The organism is Pseudofulvimonas gallinarii (genome assembly GCF_004343305.1).
In the GTDB taxonomy this organism is placed as follows: Bacteria; Pseudomonadota; Gammaproteobacteria; order Xanthomonadales; family UBA2363; genus Pseudofulvimonas; species Pseudofulvimonas gallinarii.
In genome coordinates this window covers 75,160-89,512 of sequence record NZ_SMAF01000005.1, presented here as the reverse complement: position 1 = coordinate 89,512, position 14,353 = coordinate 75,160, and the positions used below count along the sequence as shown (strand labels likewise).

Below are 14,353 nucleotides of genomic sequence, written 5' to 3'. Positions count from 1 at the left end.
CGGGCGGCAGGCCGTGACGGCGCCCCTGCCGGCTGGCGGCATCGATCGCAGGACGATGTTGCGCCCGCAAGTCGATGAAAGTCGGGGGCTAGTGTAACGGTTTGCACCTGCCGGTCGGATGGCGGAACGGTGAACGCCCGGCTCCATGCTGCAGACGGCAGGACGGATCGCGGCCGCCACATTGTCGGACAGGCGCGGGCCACGCCGGTTGATCCAGGTCAGATCCCGGTCAGCGCAGGCCCAGCCGAAGGGCCACGGCGCACGCGAACGGGCCGATGCTGCAGGCGGCAATGGCGCCGGCGCCGAGCAGCAGCAGCGGCGACCGCATCGGCAGGCCCTGCAAGGCCGCGTCGACGGTGCCGATCGCCGCGATCAGCACAGGCACGGTCAGGGGCAGCAGCAGCAGCGCCAGCAGCGCGCCGCCGCGGCGGGCCTGGACGGTCAGTGCGGCACAGATGGCGCCCAGCCAGGCCAGGCAGGGCGTCGCCAGCAGCAGCGTGAGCAGCAATGGCAGCCACTGCGTCCCCGGCAGGTGCAGCATCGATGCGAACAACGGCGCGCAGACGATCAGCGGCAGCATCACCACCAGCCAGAACGCCAGCACCTTGGCGAAAACCAGTACCGGCAGCGGGGCGGGTGCGGTCAGCATGAGTTCGAGGCTGCCGTCTTCGGCATCAGGGCGGAACAGGCCGTCGAGCGCCAGCAGCAGCGCCAGCAGCACGGCGATCCAGGTCACGGCCGCCGCCAGTCGTCCCAGCAGCGCCGGTTCCGGGCCGATCGCCAGCGTCGTCAGCAGGCACACAAGCAGCGCGAAGTACAAGGGCTGCAGCAGATCGAAGCGGCGGCGCATGGCCAGCTTCAGGTCGCGGCCGAGCAGGGCGAAGAACGCACGCATCATGGCAGCGCATCCAGGTCGAGCAGCTGGCGTGGACCCTCGAAGGCGGCCTGGTCCGGACGGTGGACGCTGAGCACGACACTGCCGCCGTTGCGCAGGTGGTGGCCGATCAGGCGATCGACCAGTTGTGCGCCCCGTGGATCGAGGTTCGCGTAGGGCTCGTCGAGCAGCCACAGCGGTGCCGGCGACAACAGCAGGCGCGCCAGCGCCACGCGCTTGCGCTGGCCGGCGGACAGTTCACGCGTCGGCACGTGTTCAAAGCCGTCCAGGCCGACCGTTTCCAGCGCGCTGGCCGGCGTCATGCGGCGCCGGCGTTCATGCATTCCGCCGCTCCAGCGCAGGTTTTCGATCACGCTCAGGCCGGTCTTCAGCCCGAGGTGGTGTCCGTGCCAGGCCAGTGCGACCGGTTCACCGGTCGTGTGTTCGATGGCCCGCTCGATGCTTCCGCTGTCGGGCAGGAGCAGGCCGGCCAGCAGGCGCAGCAGCGTGCTCTTGCCACTGCCGTTGCTGCCGCACAGGACCAGTCCGGTTCCGGGGCGCAGGCAGAGGTCGAGGTCGCGGAACATCCCGTGTTCGTCGTAACCGAACGCGAGTCCGCGGGTGACCAGCAAGGGGGGGAGTTCGCTGTTCAATCCGGCCATTGCAGTCGATTGTCGCAGACGGATGGCTGCAGCCAGTGGAGGCGGTGGATGCGCAGGCGGCACAGGCCGTCGTCGGCGATCGTGACGCTGGCGTTCTGCCCGAACATTCCGGCCAGGTCGTCAAGCAGCGACGACGGGATGGCGGTGATCCAGCACGAGGGTTCGAGCCAGCCACCACCGGGGGCGCGGTTCACGGCCGGTCGCCAGTGCAGGCCCCGTGCATCGAGTTCGGCGTGCAGCCGCGCCTGCCGCGCGCCGTTTTCGTGGTCGTCGAGCGCGACCGATCCGGGATTGCAGGCGGTCAGGACGGCGTGCACGCGGCCGCAGGGCGGTGCGACGACATCCGGGTGCGAACCGGCAACCAGGCGCAGCGTGCCCGCGGCGCCGGGTACTTCGTACACCGCTCCGAGATAGGCCGTGAGCAGATCATCGGCCGCTGCAGGGCTGCGGCGACCGGACGGTTCGTGACAGGGCATCGGTGCGACCGGCGGCCTGGTGATCAGCCCTCGTCGGACGAGGAGCCGCCGCCTTCGGGGCGCTTGCCGGGACGCTTGCGCACGCGGCCGAAAGGACCACGCCGCTGCCGGTTGTCGCCTTCACCTGCAGCCGGCGCGGCATTGCCGGCGTTTTCACCCGGCGCGCGTGCGGGACGCGGCTTGCCCGGCTTGTTGCGACCGGCCCGGTTTCCCGGTGCGCGCGGCGCGACGTTGCCGTTGTTGCCTTCACGCGGGGCGGCATTGCCGTTGCCGTTTCCACTGCCGTTGCCCGGTGCGCCCGCCCGCTGGCGGCGCGGCTTCGACGGGGCGCGGTTGCCGTCGGCATCGCCGATGCGGTTGCCGCGGTTGTCATCGTCATCGAAACGGTTGCCCGGCGAGGCGACGTTGCCGCCGGCGTCGCCCGGGTACCAGGTCCGGAACAGCATTTCGTTGCTGTCCATCGGACCTGTCATCGTGCGTGTCTTGCGCTGCCGGCGAACCGGTGCGCCACTACCCGCCGGACGCTCGGCGCGGTTGCCGCGTTCGATGCGTTCGCCCGCCGCGCCCGCCGCGCCCGCCGCGCCCGCCGCGCCACCGGTGCGGCCGCGACCCCGGCCTGCGCCGGCGCCTTTGCCACGCGGACCGGCTCCGGCACCTGCGGCACCCGGCTTGCCACGGCCCGGCGCTCCGGCAGGGCGCTGCTTGCCGCGCTTGCCCGGCGCACCGGACACGCGCTTCTTGCGGCGGCCAAGACCGTCGTCGAGCAAGGGACGGTCGAAGGCGCGCAGTTCCCGCGCTTCGTCCATGCTGGTGCCGGTCCAGGCGCGCTGCGCCTTCGGCTCGGGGCGGTATTCGTTGCTCGGGCGCACCGGCGCGCGACGCTGGCCGACGATGGGTTCCAACGTCAGGGACTGCGGCGCGTCGTCCAGGCCGACGCTGTGGCGCAGGGCGCGGACCTGTTCGGCATCGAGGGCGCGGTAATGGCCGCGGCGAAGTTCGCGCGGCAATTCTATGATGCCGTAGCGGATGCGCTTGAGGCGGCTGACCATCAGGCCCATCGCTTCCCACAGGCGGCGGACTTCGCGATTGCGGCCTTCGCTGAGCAGCACGCGGAACCAGGAATGGCGTTCGTCGCGGTGGATCTCGACGATGTCGTCGAATGCCGCCGGACCGTCCTCAAGCTGCACGCCTGCCTTCAGCTGGGCGAGGTGCTCATCGGTGACTTCGCCGAACACGCGGCAGACATATTCGCGCTCGACGGCCTTGCTCGGATGCATCAGCGCGTTCGCCAGCTCACCGTCGGTGGTGAGGAGCAGCAGGCCGGTCGTGTTGATGTCGAGGCGGCCGACACTGACCCAGCGCGCACCCTTCAGGCGTGGCAGCTTCTCGAAGACGGTCGGACGGCCTTCCGGGTCGTCCTGCGTCGTCACCAGTCCTTCCGGCTTGTTGTAGACGAGGACGCGGACTTCTTCCGGCGTGCAGGGCACGGCCGCAAACCGGCGGCCGTCGATCTCGACGCGGTCGCCATTGTTGAGCTGTGCACCGATCTGCGCGACATCGCCGTTGATGCGGATCTCGCCGGCGGCGATGCGCTCCTCGATGCTGCGGCGCGAACCCAGGCCGGCATTGGCGAGCACCTTGTGCAGGCGTTCGGTGATCTGCGGCAGGCCGGCCGTGTCGCGGCGCAGTGAAAGGACTTTGCGTTCGGTGGTCATGGGTGGGTCATTCAGTTGCGTGGCGTGTCGCCATCGTCTTGGTCATCGACGCCGTCCGCGGATGCCTGGTCGGCAGCCGGTGTCCCGTCGGCGTGGGCGTGGTGTTCGATTGGTGCCCGGCCGTCGTCGGAGGCGTCATCCGGGTCGTCGTCATCGGCGTCGTCGTCCTCGTCGGCGTCGTCCTCGTCGGCGTCATCGTCATCGGAGTCATCGTCGTCGGAGTCATCGTCGTCGGAGTCATCGTCGTCGGAGTCATCGTCGTCGGAGTCATCGTCGTCGGAGTCATCGTCGTCGGAGTCGTCGTCGTCGGAGTCGTCGTCGTCGGAGTCGTCGTCTTCAGCGTTGTGCGGGGCGTCGATGGAGGCGGGGTCGGGCTTCCCGGCATTGCCGTAAGCATCAGACGGGTCGCCGTCGACAGCGGCGCCATCGGAATCGTCTTCGCTGCGCGCGTCCGGGCCGGCTTCCGGCGCAGCCTGTTCCGGATCGAGGTCTTCCGGCGGCAATTCCAGCGTGCGCGGCACCGGAGGTGCATCGATGTCGAGCGCCAGCTCCGGCTCGAGGTTCTCGAGGTCGCGCAGCGCCGACAGCGGCGGCAGCTCGTCGAGGCTGCGCAGCTGGAAATAGTCCAGGAACGCACGCGTCGTGCCGTACAGCGCCGGCTTGCCGGGTACGTCGCGATGGCCGACGACGCGCACCCATTCGCGCTCTTCCAGCGTGCGCAGGATGCTGGTGGCGACGGCGACGCCGCGGATCTGCTCGATCTCGCCGCGCGTGATCGGCTGCCGGTAGGCGATCAGGGACAGGGTTTCGAGCAGCGCGCGCGAATAGCGGCTCTGCCGTTCCGTCCACAGGCCGGTCAGGTGCTGGAACACGTCCGCCTTGACCTGGAAGCGGAAACCCGACGCGACTTCGACGAGTTCGATGCCGCGCTGCGCGCAGTCCTCGCTCAATGCGTGAAGCGCCTGGGCGATCTGGTCGGTCGTCGGGCGTTCGGCTTCGTCGAACAGCTCGGCGAGGCGCGCGATGCTGATCGGCGAAGTGGAAGCGAGCACGGCCGCTTCGATAATGGGTTTCAGGCGCTCGGTATCCATGTCCCGTCGCTGGTCTGGTTGGAAATGTCTTCGGACCCGTCGTCAATCCCGTCGACGGATTCCTGCGGATGGCCGCCGGCGCTGCGCAGGTAGATCGGACCGAGCGTTTCCTCCTGCACGATCTCGATCAGGAATTCCTTGGCCAGCTCCAGCATCGCCATGAAGGTGACGACGACGCCGCGACGGGTCGTCGCGCCTTCGAACAGCGATTCGAAGCGGTGGAAGGCGCCATCGGACAACGAGGCCAGCACGTCGGTCATGCGCTGGCGCACGGACAGCGTGTCGCGCTGGATCTCGTGGTGGCTGAGCAGGTCGGCGCGCTTGAGGACATCCTTGAGCGCCAGCAGCAGTTCGCGCAGTTCCACCGGCGGCGGCAGGCGCACCACCTTGTGGTCGCCGGGGTCGATACGCACCGGCATGAAGTCGCGTTCCTGGCGCGGCAGCGCGTCCATGTCCTGCGCCGCCTTCTTGAAACGCTCGTATTCCTGCAGGCGACGGACCAGCTCGGCGCGCGGATCCTCTTCGACGGCCTCTTCCTCGGGCGGTCGCGGCAGCAGCAGGCGCGACTTGATTTCGGCGAGGATGGCGGCCATCACCAGGTATTCGGCCGCCAGTTCCAGCTTCAGGTCCTGCATCAGCTCGATGTAGTCGGTGTACTGCCGGGTGATCTCGGCGACCGGGATGTCGAGGATGTCGAGGTTCTGGCGCCGGATCAGGTAGAGCAGCAGGTCGAGCGGGCCTTCGAAGGCTTCGAGGATGACTTCCAGTGCATCCGGCGGGATGTAGAGGTCCTCCGGCATCTTCACGAACGGCTGCCCGTGCACGACGGCCAGCGGCATTTCCTGCTGCTGCGGCGTCGTCGCCGGCGGGGCGGGCGTATCGGGCGTGGACGTATCGGTGCTCATCCGGAGCGGGTCGGCCTTGCGGGAATGCGCTGGCAACGGGCAGCAGGCGCTGCGCGTGCGCCGGCGTGGGTGCGTGTCGAGTAGGGCGTTGGCGCGTTGCGCCGGTCGCGGACCGCGACGTCGTCGTCGCCAGATGGCGGGCATCCCGCGTGGGACGGTCGACGCTGTGCCGCCTAGACTAGGGGCAGGCCCGGGCCTTGTCAAAGCCTCTCACGGCGCGGGTTCAGGCGGCTTCCACCGTCGCCGCCGCCGGACGCTTCGCCGACTGTTGCCAAGTGCGATGTGCCCGACACGAAGCGCCCGCAGCCGGACAGCCGTCCTTCCGCGAATCCGGGCAGGGCCCGCTGGCCGGGACCGTGGCGCAACGGATTACCGCCCCTTCGCCGTTTCCGCCGTGCCCGCCTCATCGTTGGCGCTGCCGCACGCGCCTGCCCGGCTGTGCGCCGACCCACGCGGGGCCACAACGGCCGTCGGCCTGTGCCGGCTTGTCGGCCCGCGGCCGGGTTTGCCGTATCCCGGGATGGCCCCACCGCCTTGCGGGGCGATCAGGCCACATCCGGCGAAGCGGCAGTTTTCGACTCCCGGCAACCCCAGCCTCCCAAGGACACCCGACATGAAAATACGCAGTTTCCCCTTCGTTGCAGGACTGGCCTGCGCCGCCGCCGTGGCGGCGATGTTTGCGTTCGCGCAGCCTGCAGCCGCGCAGACCTGCGCCAGTCCGCTTGAGCTTCCGGCCGTGGGCTGGGCCTCCGGAAACACCTGCGCGCTGACGAACAGCCTGCCCTCGCTGCAGGGGATCCCCAGTCCGCAACCCGATGCGGTGTACCGCATCCCGCGCGGTTACGGTACCCAGTTCATTGCCCTGCAGGCAGGGTCCAGCAGCCTGACCGCCTTTGTCATCAAGCCCTGTGGAACCAGCGGCAACATCCAGGCGGTGACCGACATCCCCGCCCAGGGCGCGGCCAACCTGACCGTGACCAAGTCACCCTCGGCCGACAGCTATCTGGTCGTCACCGGCAACCCGGCGGACCCGCCGGTATCGTGCGGCACCTATTCCGTGAGCCGCAAGCCGATGCCGACGGACGCGTGCCCGGATGCGATTCCGCTGCATTCGGGGCAAAGCTACGCGGGAGACACCTGTTCGGCGGCACCGCTGTCGCTGGCCATGGGCGGTTTCGCCGTGAACAACCGCGCGGAGGTGTATCGCTTCAATCCCGCCGACCTGACCGACCGGCAGTTGTATTTCCAGGCAGCCGACTTCGATCTGGAGGTCCTGGTGGCGACCAGCTGTTCAACGGCCCCGGTGGCCGTGGCAGCCATTGCCGCGGGAAACTCCGGCGTACTGGATGTCTCCGCACTGGTGTCGGGCGAGTACCGCCTGGTGGTCACCGGTGACCTGGCGACGATCCCGGGTGATTGCGGTGCCTATTCGATGAGCGACCGTGCGCCGGGTGTCGTCTACGACCGCGCGACCCTGCTGGCGCAACTGGCTCCCGGCTACTACAGCGAAGCATTCAGCGCGGTTCCACAAGGTGGATATCCCGGGTCGCTCACGTTCAGCCAGGGAACGTTCGCCTTCTCGGTGTCGGCCGCCGGCAGCCCGCCTTCGGGCCTCTGGAATGGACCGGGCGTCATTTCCACGGCTTCCGCCTCGGACGCGCTGCGGATCGATTTCATTGCGGCACCGGTATTGGCGTTCGGGGCAAACGTGTGGGCAACCGACGCCGCGTTCAACTTCGCCGCTGCACCGGTCACGGTCACGCTGGACGACGGCAGATCCTTCAAGTTCCACCCGGGCGGCAGCGACGACTTCCGGGCGCTCCGGTTCGACGCGCCCGTGCAGTGGCTGACCATCTCGACGCAGCCGGGCAGCGGCACATATCCGACTTTGGACAATGTCGTGATCGGGCAGTGATCGTACAGTGAGCGGGCACATCGCCGGTAAGTCGCGTTCACCGACGGCCACGCTTGCAGCGGGCCGCGTCCCTGTTGGTACGCCCGACCCGATGGGGTCGGCGGCTCTCCGGGACGCGCGCCCGCGTCTTGCGGCCGGGTCGGGTCCGCCTTGGGAACGGGCACCCGGATCGTGGCCGGTCCTGGCGTCCGCTTCCTTGCGTATCAGTCCGCGTGATAGGCCGGCCCGGATTCGCGCACCGCGGCGATGGCGGCTGCCCTGAATGTACGCGCGACCAGGTGTCGATGGTCGCTCTCCGCAACGCGCGCCCGCGTCTTGCGGCCGGGTTGGGTCCGCCTTGGGAGCGGGCACCAGGATCCTTGCGGATCCTGGCGTCCGCGGCCGTTGCGCACTAGTCCGCGTGATAGGCCGGGCTGAGTTCGTGCACCGCGGCGATGGCGGCGGCCAGGTGCGCCGGCGGCACTTCCGGCGTGATGCCATGGCCGAGGTTGAAGACATGGCCGGGGCCATGGCCGAACTCGGCGAACACGCGCGCCACTTCGCGGCGGATGGCGTCCGGATTCGCGTACAGCAGGGTCGGGTCGAGATTGCCCTGCAGCGCCACGCGACCGCCGGTCAGGCGTCGTGCCTGGTCCAGGCCGATGGTCCAGTCGATGCCGATGGCATCGGTGCCGGTGTCGGCCAGGGCCGGGAGGTGGCAGTTGGCGCCCTTCGGGAACAGCACCAGCGGCGCACGCTGGTCGCCATCGCCGCGCGGCAGTTCGTCGGCGATGCGCTGCAGGTAGCGCAGCGAGAATTCCCGGAAGTGCGCCGGTGCGAGCACGCCACCCCAGGAATCGAAGACCATCAGCGCCTGGGCGCCGGCGCGGTACTGCGCCGCGAGGTAGGCGATGACTGCGTCGGTCAGGATGTCGAGCAGCCTGTGCATCAACGCCGGCTGTTCGGCCAGCATCGCCTTGGCGATGCGGAAATCACCGCCGCCCTTGCCTTCGATCATGTAGCAGGCCAGCGTCCAGGGGCTGCCGGCGAATCCGATCAGCGGCACGCGCCCGGCAAGTTCGCGACGGATCACGCGCACGGCATCCATGACGTAGCCGAGGTCCCGCTCCGGGTCCGGCACGCCCAGGCGTTCGATGTCGGCGGCAGTGCGCAGCGGGCGAGCGAAGCGAGGTCCTTCACCTTCCGCGAAGCTCAGACCCAGGCCCATCGCATCGGGAATGGTCAGGATGTCGGAGAACAGGATCGCTGCGTCCAGCGGGAAGCGCGCCAGCGGCTGCATCGTCACCTCGCAGGCCAGCTCCGGCGTCTGGCACAGCGCCATGAAGCTGCCCGCGCGTTCGCGGGTGGCGCGGTATTCCGGCAGGTAGCGGCCCGCCTGGCGCATGATCCACACCGGCGTGCGGTCCACGGGTTGCCGGCGCAGGGCGCGCAGCAGGCGGTCGTTGAGCAGGGTATCGGTCATGGTCGATGTCGGGCATGGGCGGCGCGCAGGGGCGCCGCGGTTGAAGGGCAATCGCGTCAGGCCGCCTGCGGCGGTTGCGCGCCTTCGGCAAAGGTGATCCGCAGGCCGCGCTTGATCTCGCGGTCGCGGGCGTCCTGGAACGCGGCGACGGCACTCTCGCGATCCAGGTGGACGCTGCGCCGCAGCTGGCTGCGGCCGCCGATCTCGCCGGTTTCGCGCAGCAGCACATAGCCGCCCAGCAGGTCACCCTGAAGGGTGAGCTGGCAGAAGCGGGGCGGTACGCCGGCCGCCGGCGGTTGCTGCAGGAACACGCGCATGGGCCTAGTTTACCTGTCTCCTTGCCTGCTGCGACGCATCGCAAGGCGCCGACACCCCGTCGCGTCGCAGGTTTGTGGCAGTCTGGAGACTTCACGGACGGCCCGGCGGAGGCGGACATGGTGACAGTGGTGATGGACGGGCATGTCAAGGACCTGGGTGACGGCTTCCGGGTACGCCGCCTGCTGCCCGATATTGCGCTGCGCAGCGTCGGGCCTTTCGTGTTCTTCGACCACATGGGGCCGGTGGATTTCACGCCCGGGCAGGGACTGGACGTGCGTCCGCATCCGCACATCGGCCTGGCGACGGTGACCTGGCTGTTCGAAGGCGCGATCCGGCATCGCGACAGCCTGGGCACCGTGCTGGACATCGAGCCTGGCGCCGTGAACTGGATGATCGCCGGGCGCGGCATCGTGCATTCGGAGCGTTCGCCGCCGCGGGTCCGCGAAGCGGGACATCGACTTCACGGCATCCAGACCTGGGTCGGCCTGCCGCTGGCCGACGAGGCGATGGCGCCGCAGTTCGTCCACGTGCCAGCCGCCGATGTGCCTCGCCGTCGTGGTGATGGCGCCGATGTCGCCGTCATTGCCGGCGACGCCTGGGGCCTGCGCTCGCCGGTGCCGGTGCGCAGCCGGACGCTGTATCTCGCCGTGAACCTGGACCGTGAGGCGGTGCTGGCGCTGCCGGAGAACCACGCCGAGCGCGCCGTGTACTGCGTGAGTGGCCGCCTCGCGCTCGGCGACGCCGTGCTGGAGCCGGGCCGCATGGCGGCCCTGCAAAGCGGGCCGGCCAGTTTGCGTGCGCTCGACGGTCCGGCGCTGGCCGTCGTCCTGGGTGGCGATCCGCTGGATCCGGGGCCGGAGAATTCCTCCACGCAGCCCCGTCACCTGCGCTGGAACTTCGTCGCCTCGGACCGTGCCCGCATCGACGTGGCGTCGGCCGCGTGGCAGCGCCAGGATGCAACGATGTTCCCACCGGTGCCCGGGGAAACCGAGTTCATTCCGCTTCCCGGCTGAGGAACGCGTCCTCGGCACGGCCGGTGGCCTCAGGCTTCGAGTACGGCCAGCACTTCCGCATCGTCGATGTCGGCCCGCAGTTCCGCCTTGCCGATGCCGTGCCAGACCACGAACCGCATGCCGCTGGACAGCGCCTTCTTGTCCAGCCGCATCAGGTCCAGCAACTGCATCGCATCGAGGCCGGCCGGCGGGTGCACCGGCAGGCCCAGGCGTTCCAGGAGGGCGGCCATGCGGTCGCCGTCGCCGCGTGGCGCCAGGCCGAGGCGTTCGCTCAGCCGTGCCGCCTGCACCATGCCGATGGCAACGGCTTCGCCGTGCAGGTAACGCCGGTAGCCGGTGGCCGTTTCGATCGCGTGGCCGAAGGTGTGGCCGAAGTTGAGCAGCGCCCGCTCGCCGCTCTCGCGCTCGTCGCGGGCGACGATCGCGGCCTTGTGGCGCACGCTGGTGGCGATGGCATGCACCAGCGCTTCGCGATCACCCACGACCAGTGCCCCGGCATGGTCTTCCAGCCAGGCAAAAAACGCCGCGTCGCCGATGGCGCCGTACTTCACCACTTCGGCCAGGCCGGCCGCCCGCTCGCGTGCAGGCAACGTGGCCAGCGTGTCGATGTCGGCGATCACGGCTTCGGGTTGGTGGAAGGCGCCGACGAGGTTCTTGCCGAACGGCAGGTTCACGCCGGTCTTGCCGCCGACAGAGGAGTCCACCATGGCCAGCAGGGTCGTCGGCACCTGGACGAAGCCGATGCCACGCATCCAGCAGGCGGCGGCAAACCCGGCCAGGTCGCCGATGACGCCGCCACCCAGCGCGATGATGCCGGCGTCGCGGCCGGCGCGCATCGCCGCCAGCGCCTCGAAGACGCGCGTGCACTGGTCGAGCGTCTTGCTGGTTTCGCCCGCTGGAATCGTCACGACCGGGAGCTGATGGTCCGGCACGAATGCCTGCAGGGCCGGCAGGTAAAGCGGGCCGACGTTGTCGTCCGTCACCACGAGAAGGTGGCGGCACGCGCGCAGCGCCGACCATGGCGCGTCGTCGGCGAGCAGGCCGGCGCCGACGGACACGATGTAGGTACGCGTCCCCAGGTCGACTTCAATGTGTTCGCTCATTCCTCACCCGCCGGTTCGTCGGCGCATTCGCCGCCGCCGGTCCTCGTTGCCGGTACGAGGTCGTTTGGCAGGCGTTCGATGATCCTGCGCGCACTCGCGCAGGGGCCCGAGCCGTCGGCGCTGAACACCAGGTCCGCGGTGGCGGCGTAGAGCGGGGCGCGCTCCCGCGCCAGTTGTTCCATCCGCGCCCGACGGTCCCCGGTCTGCAGCAGCGGCCGGTTGCGGTCCCGCGCCAGGCGCTGGGCGAGCTCGTCGATGCTCGCGTCCAGATGGACGACGAAGGCGCGATGACGCAGGTCGCGCCGGTTGTCGGCGTCGAGGACCACGCCGCCACCACAGGCGATGACGGCGCCGCCGCCCTGCAGTGCGACGCACAGCGCATCGCGCTCGCGCCGCCGGAAGCCGGCTTCGCCTTCCTTGTCGAAGATCCAGGGGATGCCCGCGCCCGCTTTCTCCTCGATGCAGCGGTCCAGGTCGATCAGCTGGCGCGACAGCAACTGGGCCAGGTGGCGGCCGATGCTGCTCTTGCCGGCCCCCATCGGTCCGATGAGGGCGATGTGGCGCTGATCGCTCATGCGCGAATGGTAATCCAGCGGCCTGCCGTCGCGAGCAGGCGTCGCCGCGGGTCCGCGCCCGTAGCGCTGGGGTTAGAATGCCGCCATGCAACGATTCGTCCTGGTTTTCCTCGCCCTGCTGGTCGGGCTGTTCACCTTCAGCCAACTCCCTTGGGGGCAGCGCTGGTTCGTCGAGCCCTTCACCACCGGGCTTGCCAGCTTCTGTACGGCGCTGGTGTCGCTGTTCGACGCCGAGGTGGCGACCTGGGGCAAGGTCATCCAGAGCACGCGCAACGGCTTCGCCATCGAGATCATGGCTGGCTGCAACGGCGTCGAGGCGATGATCGTGCTGGCGTCGGCGGTGCTGGCTTTCCCTTCGACGTGGCGGCACAAGCTGCTCGGGATCGGCCTGGGCTTCGTCGCGATCCAGGCCCTGAATGTGGTGCGGATCATCAGCCTGTTCTATCTCGGCCAGTGGAGCCTGACGGCGTTCCAGTGGTTCCATCTCTATATCTGGCAGGCACTGCTGATCCTCGAGGCGCTGCTGTTCTGGCTGATCTGGCTGAAGTACGCGCCGCGGCCGGGAGGAAACGGACCCGACAAGGCTATGGCCTCGGCCGCCGGCTTGGGCTAGTCTTGCGACGACAGTCTCAGAGAGGAGGTTTAGTGATGTCGGCCCAGGTCGCGAAAGTCATCGAACTCAACTGCTCCTCCCCGAAAGGCATCGAGGATGCCGTCGAGAAGGGTCTGGAAAAGGCCGCGCAGTCCGTCAAGAACATCAAGGGTGCGTGGGTCAACGAAATCAAGGTGGTGACCGGTCCGGATGGCAAGGTCACCGAGTGGCGAGTCAACCTGAAGGTCACTTTCGTTGTTGACTGACTGATCCGTCCACAGGGGGTGCTGTGAGTGATGGTTCGGTAACTGTCGGCCTGGTCGAGGACGATCCCGATCAGGCCGCGCTGGCGATGCACTGGCTGAACGCGGCCGGGTATCGCTGCAACCACTACGCCAATGCCGGCGAGTTCCGTCGTGGGCGCGGCCGCCATGCCGCGGATCTCATCCTGCTCGACTGGGAACTGCCGGACAGCGACGGCGTCACCCTTTTGAGCGAGGTGCGGACCGATCCGGCCACCGCCGCCACGCCGATCATCATGCTGACCGTTCGTGCCGACGAGGACGACATCGTCAAGGCGCTGCGCGGCGGTGCCGACGACTACATCGTCAAGCCGGCGCAGCGCGGCGTGCTGCTGGCGCGCATAGACGCGGTCCTGCGCCGCACCCAGCTCACCACCGGCAGCGACGAGATCGATCTGGGGCCGTATGTCATCGACAGCGAACGTGCGCGCATCCTGATCAATGGCGAGGACACCGACCTGACCCAGCGCGAATTCGAGCTGGCGGTGTACCTGTTCCGTCGCCATGGCCGCATCATCCGCCGCGAAACGCTGCTGGAAAGCGTCTGGCAGATCGCCGCCAGCGTGCCGACGCGCACCGTCGACACGCACATCAGCCGCCTGCGCCGGAAACTGCAGCTGGATGGCGCCTTCGGCTGGCGACTGGTCGCGGTGTACCAGCACGGTTACCGCCTCGAGAAGTTCGTGCCCAACGCGCTGTCCGCCGACCGCGCCTGAGCGCCGCGCCTGATTCGATGGAGTCCACCGTGGTGACCCTGCCTGCGGTCGTGGTCGACCGTTTCCATGAACTGCTGGCGCGGGCGATCGCCGCCGGTGAGCCCGAACCCACGGCGATGAGCGTGGCGACCGCCGATGCCGATGGCCGGCCCTCGCTGCGCGTCGTGCTGCTCAAGCACCTCGATGCCGACGGATTCGTGTTCTACACCAACACGCTCAGTGCCAAGGGCCGGCAACTGGCTGCCAATCCGCGGGCGGCGGTCTGCCTGCACTGGAAGCACCTGGACCTGCAGGTCCAGGTGCGGGCCGAAGGGCGGGTCGAACGGGTCGGCCCGGAAGAGGCCGATGCCTATTTCGCCAGCCGTCCGCGCGGCAGCCAGATCGGCGCCTGGGCATCGCTGCAGTCGCAGCCGCTGGCCTCGCGGGACGAGCTTGAACGCCGCATCGCCGAGGTCGAAAGCCGCTTCGAGGGCACCGATGTGACGCGGCCGCCGCACTGGTCCGGGTACCGCCTGCGCCCGGATCGCGTCGAGTTCTGGCACGGTCGGGAATACCGCCTGCACGACCGGCATCTGTTCACCTGCGACGGCGGAGAATGGCACGAGCAGCGCCTGTTCCCCTGAGGCCTGCCGCG

General features: G+C 69.1%; 16 protein-coding genes. 6 read left to right on the top strand and 10 right to left on the bottom strand.

Features of this window, described 5'->3' with window-relative positions:
- Window positions 1-229 precede the first annotated feature (229 nt).
- Genes ccmB through EDC25_RS05055 form a run of 6 tightly spaced genes read right to left on the bottom strand, consistent with a single transcriptional unit; the run spans window position 230 to window position 5,723 of the window.
- Window positions 230-898 (bottom strand): heme exporter protein CcmB, encoded by a 669-nt coding sequence (ccmB, locus tag EDC25_RS05080; protein WP_123520912.1) that lies wholly within the window; start codon window positions 896-898, stop codon window positions 230-232.
- Window positions 895-1,527 carry a heme ABC exporter ATP-binding protein CcmA gene (gene ccmA, locus EDC25_RS05075; RefSeq protein WP_243695101.1) on the bottom strand — a complete coding sequence of 211 codons (633 nt, stop codon included), beginning with the start codon at window positions 1,525-1,527 and terminating at the stop codon, window positions 895-897. Before ccmA ends, ccmB begins: the two co-directional genes overlap by 4 nt.
- The gene (locus EDC25_RS05070; RefSeq protein WP_123520914.1) at window positions 1,524-2,012 is read right to left on the bottom strand and encodes a DUF3293 domain-containing protein; all 489 of its coding nucleotides are present in this window, start codon (window positions 2,010-2,012) and stop codon (window positions 1,524-1,526) included. Before EDC25_RS05070 ends, ccmA begins: the two co-directional genes overlap by 4 nt.
- A gap of 23 nt (window positions 2,013-2,035) precedes the next feature.
- The gene (gene rluB / locus EDC25_RS05065) at window positions 2,036-3,727 is read right to left on the bottom strand and encodes a 23S rRNA pseudouridine(2605) synthase RluB (RefSeq protein ID WP_132577279.1); all 1,692 of its coding nucleotides are present in this window, start codon (window positions 3,725-3,727) and stop codon (window positions 2,036-2,038) included.
- An 11-nt stretch (window positions 3,728-3,738) separates the two neighbouring features.
- Window positions 3,739-4,818 (bottom strand): SMC-Scp complex subunit ScpB, encoded by a 1,080-nt coding sequence (gene scpB, locus EDC25_RS05060; RefSeq protein WP_123521581.1) that lies wholly within the window; start codon window positions 4,816-4,818, stop codon window positions 3,739-3,741.
- The gene (locus tag EDC25_RS05055) at window positions 4,800-5,723 is read right to left on the bottom strand and encodes a segregation and condensation protein A (RefSeq protein WP_123521582.1); all 924 of its coding nucleotides are present in this window, start codon (window positions 5,721-5,723) and stop codon (window positions 4,800-4,802) included. Before EDC25_RS05055 ends, scpB begins: the two co-directional genes overlap by 19 nt.
- Before the next feature lie 613 nt (window positions 5,724-6,336).
- Between EDC25_RS05055 and EDC25_RS05050 the strand changes: the two genes are divergently transcribed.
- A complete protein-coding gene (locus EDC25_RS05050; protein WP_123521583.1) occupies window positions 6,337-7,638 on the top strand; it encodes a hypothetical protein in 1,302 nt (433 codons plus the stop codon).
- A gap of 391 nt (window positions 7,639-8,029) precedes the next feature.
- On the opposite strand, the gene hemE is transcribed toward EDC25_RS05050, so the two are convergent.
- On the bottom strand, window positions 8,030-9,100 hold the full coding sequence (gene hemE, locus EDC25_RS05045) for a uroporphyrinogen decarboxylase (RefSeq protein WP_123521584.1): 1,071 nt from the start codon (window positions 9,098-9,100) through the stop codon (window positions 8,030-8,032).
- A gap of 56 nt (window positions 9,101-9,156) precedes the next feature.
- On the bottom strand, window positions 9,157-9,417 hold the full coding sequence (locus EDC25_RS05040; RefSeq protein WP_123521585.1) for a WGR domain-containing protein: 261 nt from the start codon (window positions 9,415-9,417) through the stop codon (window positions 9,157-9,159).
- 117 nt (window positions 9,418-9,534) lie between these two features.
- Between EDC25_RS05040 and EDC25_RS05035 the strand changes: the two genes are divergently transcribed.
- Window positions 9,535-10,431 (top strand): pirin family protein, encoded by an 897-nt coding sequence (locus tag EDC25_RS05035; RefSeq protein WP_123521586.1) that lies wholly within the window; start codon window positions 9,535-9,537, stop codon window positions 10,429-10,431.
- A 29-nt stretch (window positions 10,432-10,460) separates the two neighbouring features.
- Here the strand turns inward: EDC25_RS05035 and aroB are convergent, their stop codons facing one another.
- Both aroB and EDC25_RS05025 read right to left on the bottom strand, forming a co-directional pair.
- Window positions 10,461-11,534 carry a 3-dehydroquinate synthase gene (gene aroB, locus EDC25_RS05030; RefSeq protein ID WP_123521587.1) on the bottom strand — a complete coding sequence of 358 codons (1,074 nt, stop codon included), beginning with the start codon at window positions 11,532-11,534 and terminating at the stop codon, window positions 10,461-10,463.
- Window positions 11,531-12,109, bottom strand: coding sequence for a shikimate kinase (locus EDC25_RS05025; RefSeq protein WP_123521588.1), 579 nt, complete (start codon window positions 12,107-12,109; stop codon window positions 11,531-11,533). The genes aroB and EDC25_RS05025 overlap by 4 nt, the downstream gene beginning before the upstream one ends.
- 85 nt (window positions 12,110-12,194) lie before the next feature.
- Here EDC25_RS05025 and xrtH point away from each other — a divergent pair, with 85 nt between their 5' ends.
- The 4 genes from xrtH to pdxH are packed head-to-tail and all read left to right on the top strand — an operon-like array spanning window position 12,195 to window position 14,342.
- Window positions 12,195-12,722: an exosortase H gene (xrtH, locus tag EDC25_RS05020; RefSeq protein ID WP_123521589.1), complete on the top strand. Its 528-nt coding sequence runs from the start codon at window positions 12,195-12,197 to the stop codon at window positions 12,720-12,722.
- A gap of 35 nt (window positions 12,723-12,757) precedes the next feature.
- Window positions 12,758-12,967 carry a dodecin family protein gene (locus tag EDC25_RS05015; protein WP_123521590.1) on the top strand — a complete coding sequence of 70 codons (210 nt, stop codon included), beginning with the start codon at window positions 12,758-12,760 and terminating at the stop codon, window positions 12,965-12,967.
- A 23-nt stretch (window positions 12,968-12,990) separates the two neighbouring features.
- Window positions 12,991-13,719 (top strand): response regulator transcription factor, encoded by a 729-nt coding sequence (locus EDC25_RS05010; protein ID WP_205984922.1) that lies wholly within the window; start codon window positions 12,991-12,993, stop codon window positions 13,717-13,719.
- Window positions 13,720-13,748: 29 nt separating this feature from the next.
- Window positions 13,749-14,342: a pyridoxamine 5'-phosphate oxidase gene (gene pdxH / locus EDC25_RS05005; RefSeq protein ID WP_377600257.1), complete on the top strand. Its 594-nt coding sequence runs from the start codon at window positions 13,749-13,751 to the stop codon at window positions 14,340-14,342.
- Window positions 14,343-14,353: the final 11 nt, after the last annotated feature.

Bases quoted from the DNA above. Each gene is read 5' to 3' on its own strand.
- ccmB (WP_123520912.1), bottom strand. From the start codon at position 898: ATGATGCGTGCGTTCTTCGCCCTGCTCGGCCGCGACCTGAAGCTGGCC.
- EDC25_RS05070 (WP_123520914.1), bottom strand. From the start codon at position 2,012: ATGCCCTGTCACGAACCGTCCGGTCGCCGCAGCCCTGCAGCGGCCGAT.
- rluB (WP_132577279.1), bottom strand. From the start codon at position 3,727: ATGACCACCGAACGCAAAGTCCTTTCACTGCGCCGCGACACGGCCGGC.
- scpB (WP_123521581.1), bottom strand. From the start codon at position 4,818: ATGGATACCGAGCGCCTGAAACCCATTATCGAAGCGGCCGTGCTCGCT.
- EDC25_RS05055 (WP_123521582.1), bottom strand. From the start codon at position 5,723: ATGAGCACCGATACGTCCACGCCCGATACGCCCGCCCCGCCGGCGACG.
- EDC25_RS05050 (WP_123521583.1), top strand. From the start codon at position 6,337: ATGAAAATACGCAGTTTCCCCTTCGTTGCAGGACTGGCCTGCGCCGCC.
- hemE (WP_123521584.1), bottom strand. From the start codon at position 9,100: ATGACCGATACCCTGCTCAACGACCGCCTGCTGCGCGCCCTGCGCCGG.
- EDC25_RS05040 (WP_123521585.1), bottom strand. From the start codon at position 9,417: ATGCGCGTGTTCCTGCAGCAACCGCCGGCGGCCGGCGTACCGCCCCGC.
- EDC25_RS05035 (WP_123521586.1), top strand. From the start codon at position 9,535: ATGGTGACAGTGGTGATGGACGGGCATGTCAAGGACCTGGGTGACGGC.
- aroB (WP_123521587.1), bottom strand. From the start codon at position 11,534: ATGAGCGAACACATTGAAGTCGACCTGGGGACGCGTACCTACATCGTG.
- EDC25_RS05025 (WP_123521588.1), bottom strand. From the start codon at position 12,109: ATGAGCGATCAGCGCCACATCGCCCTCATCGGACCGATGGGGGCCGGC.
- xrtH (WP_123521589.1), top strand. From the start codon at position 12,195: ATGCAACGATTCGTCCTGGTTTTCCTCGCCCTGCTGGTCGGGCTGTTC.
- EDC25_RS05015 (WP_123521590.1), top strand. From the start codon at position 12,758: ATGTCGGCCCAGGTCGCGAAAGTCATCGAACTCAACTGCTCCTCCCCG.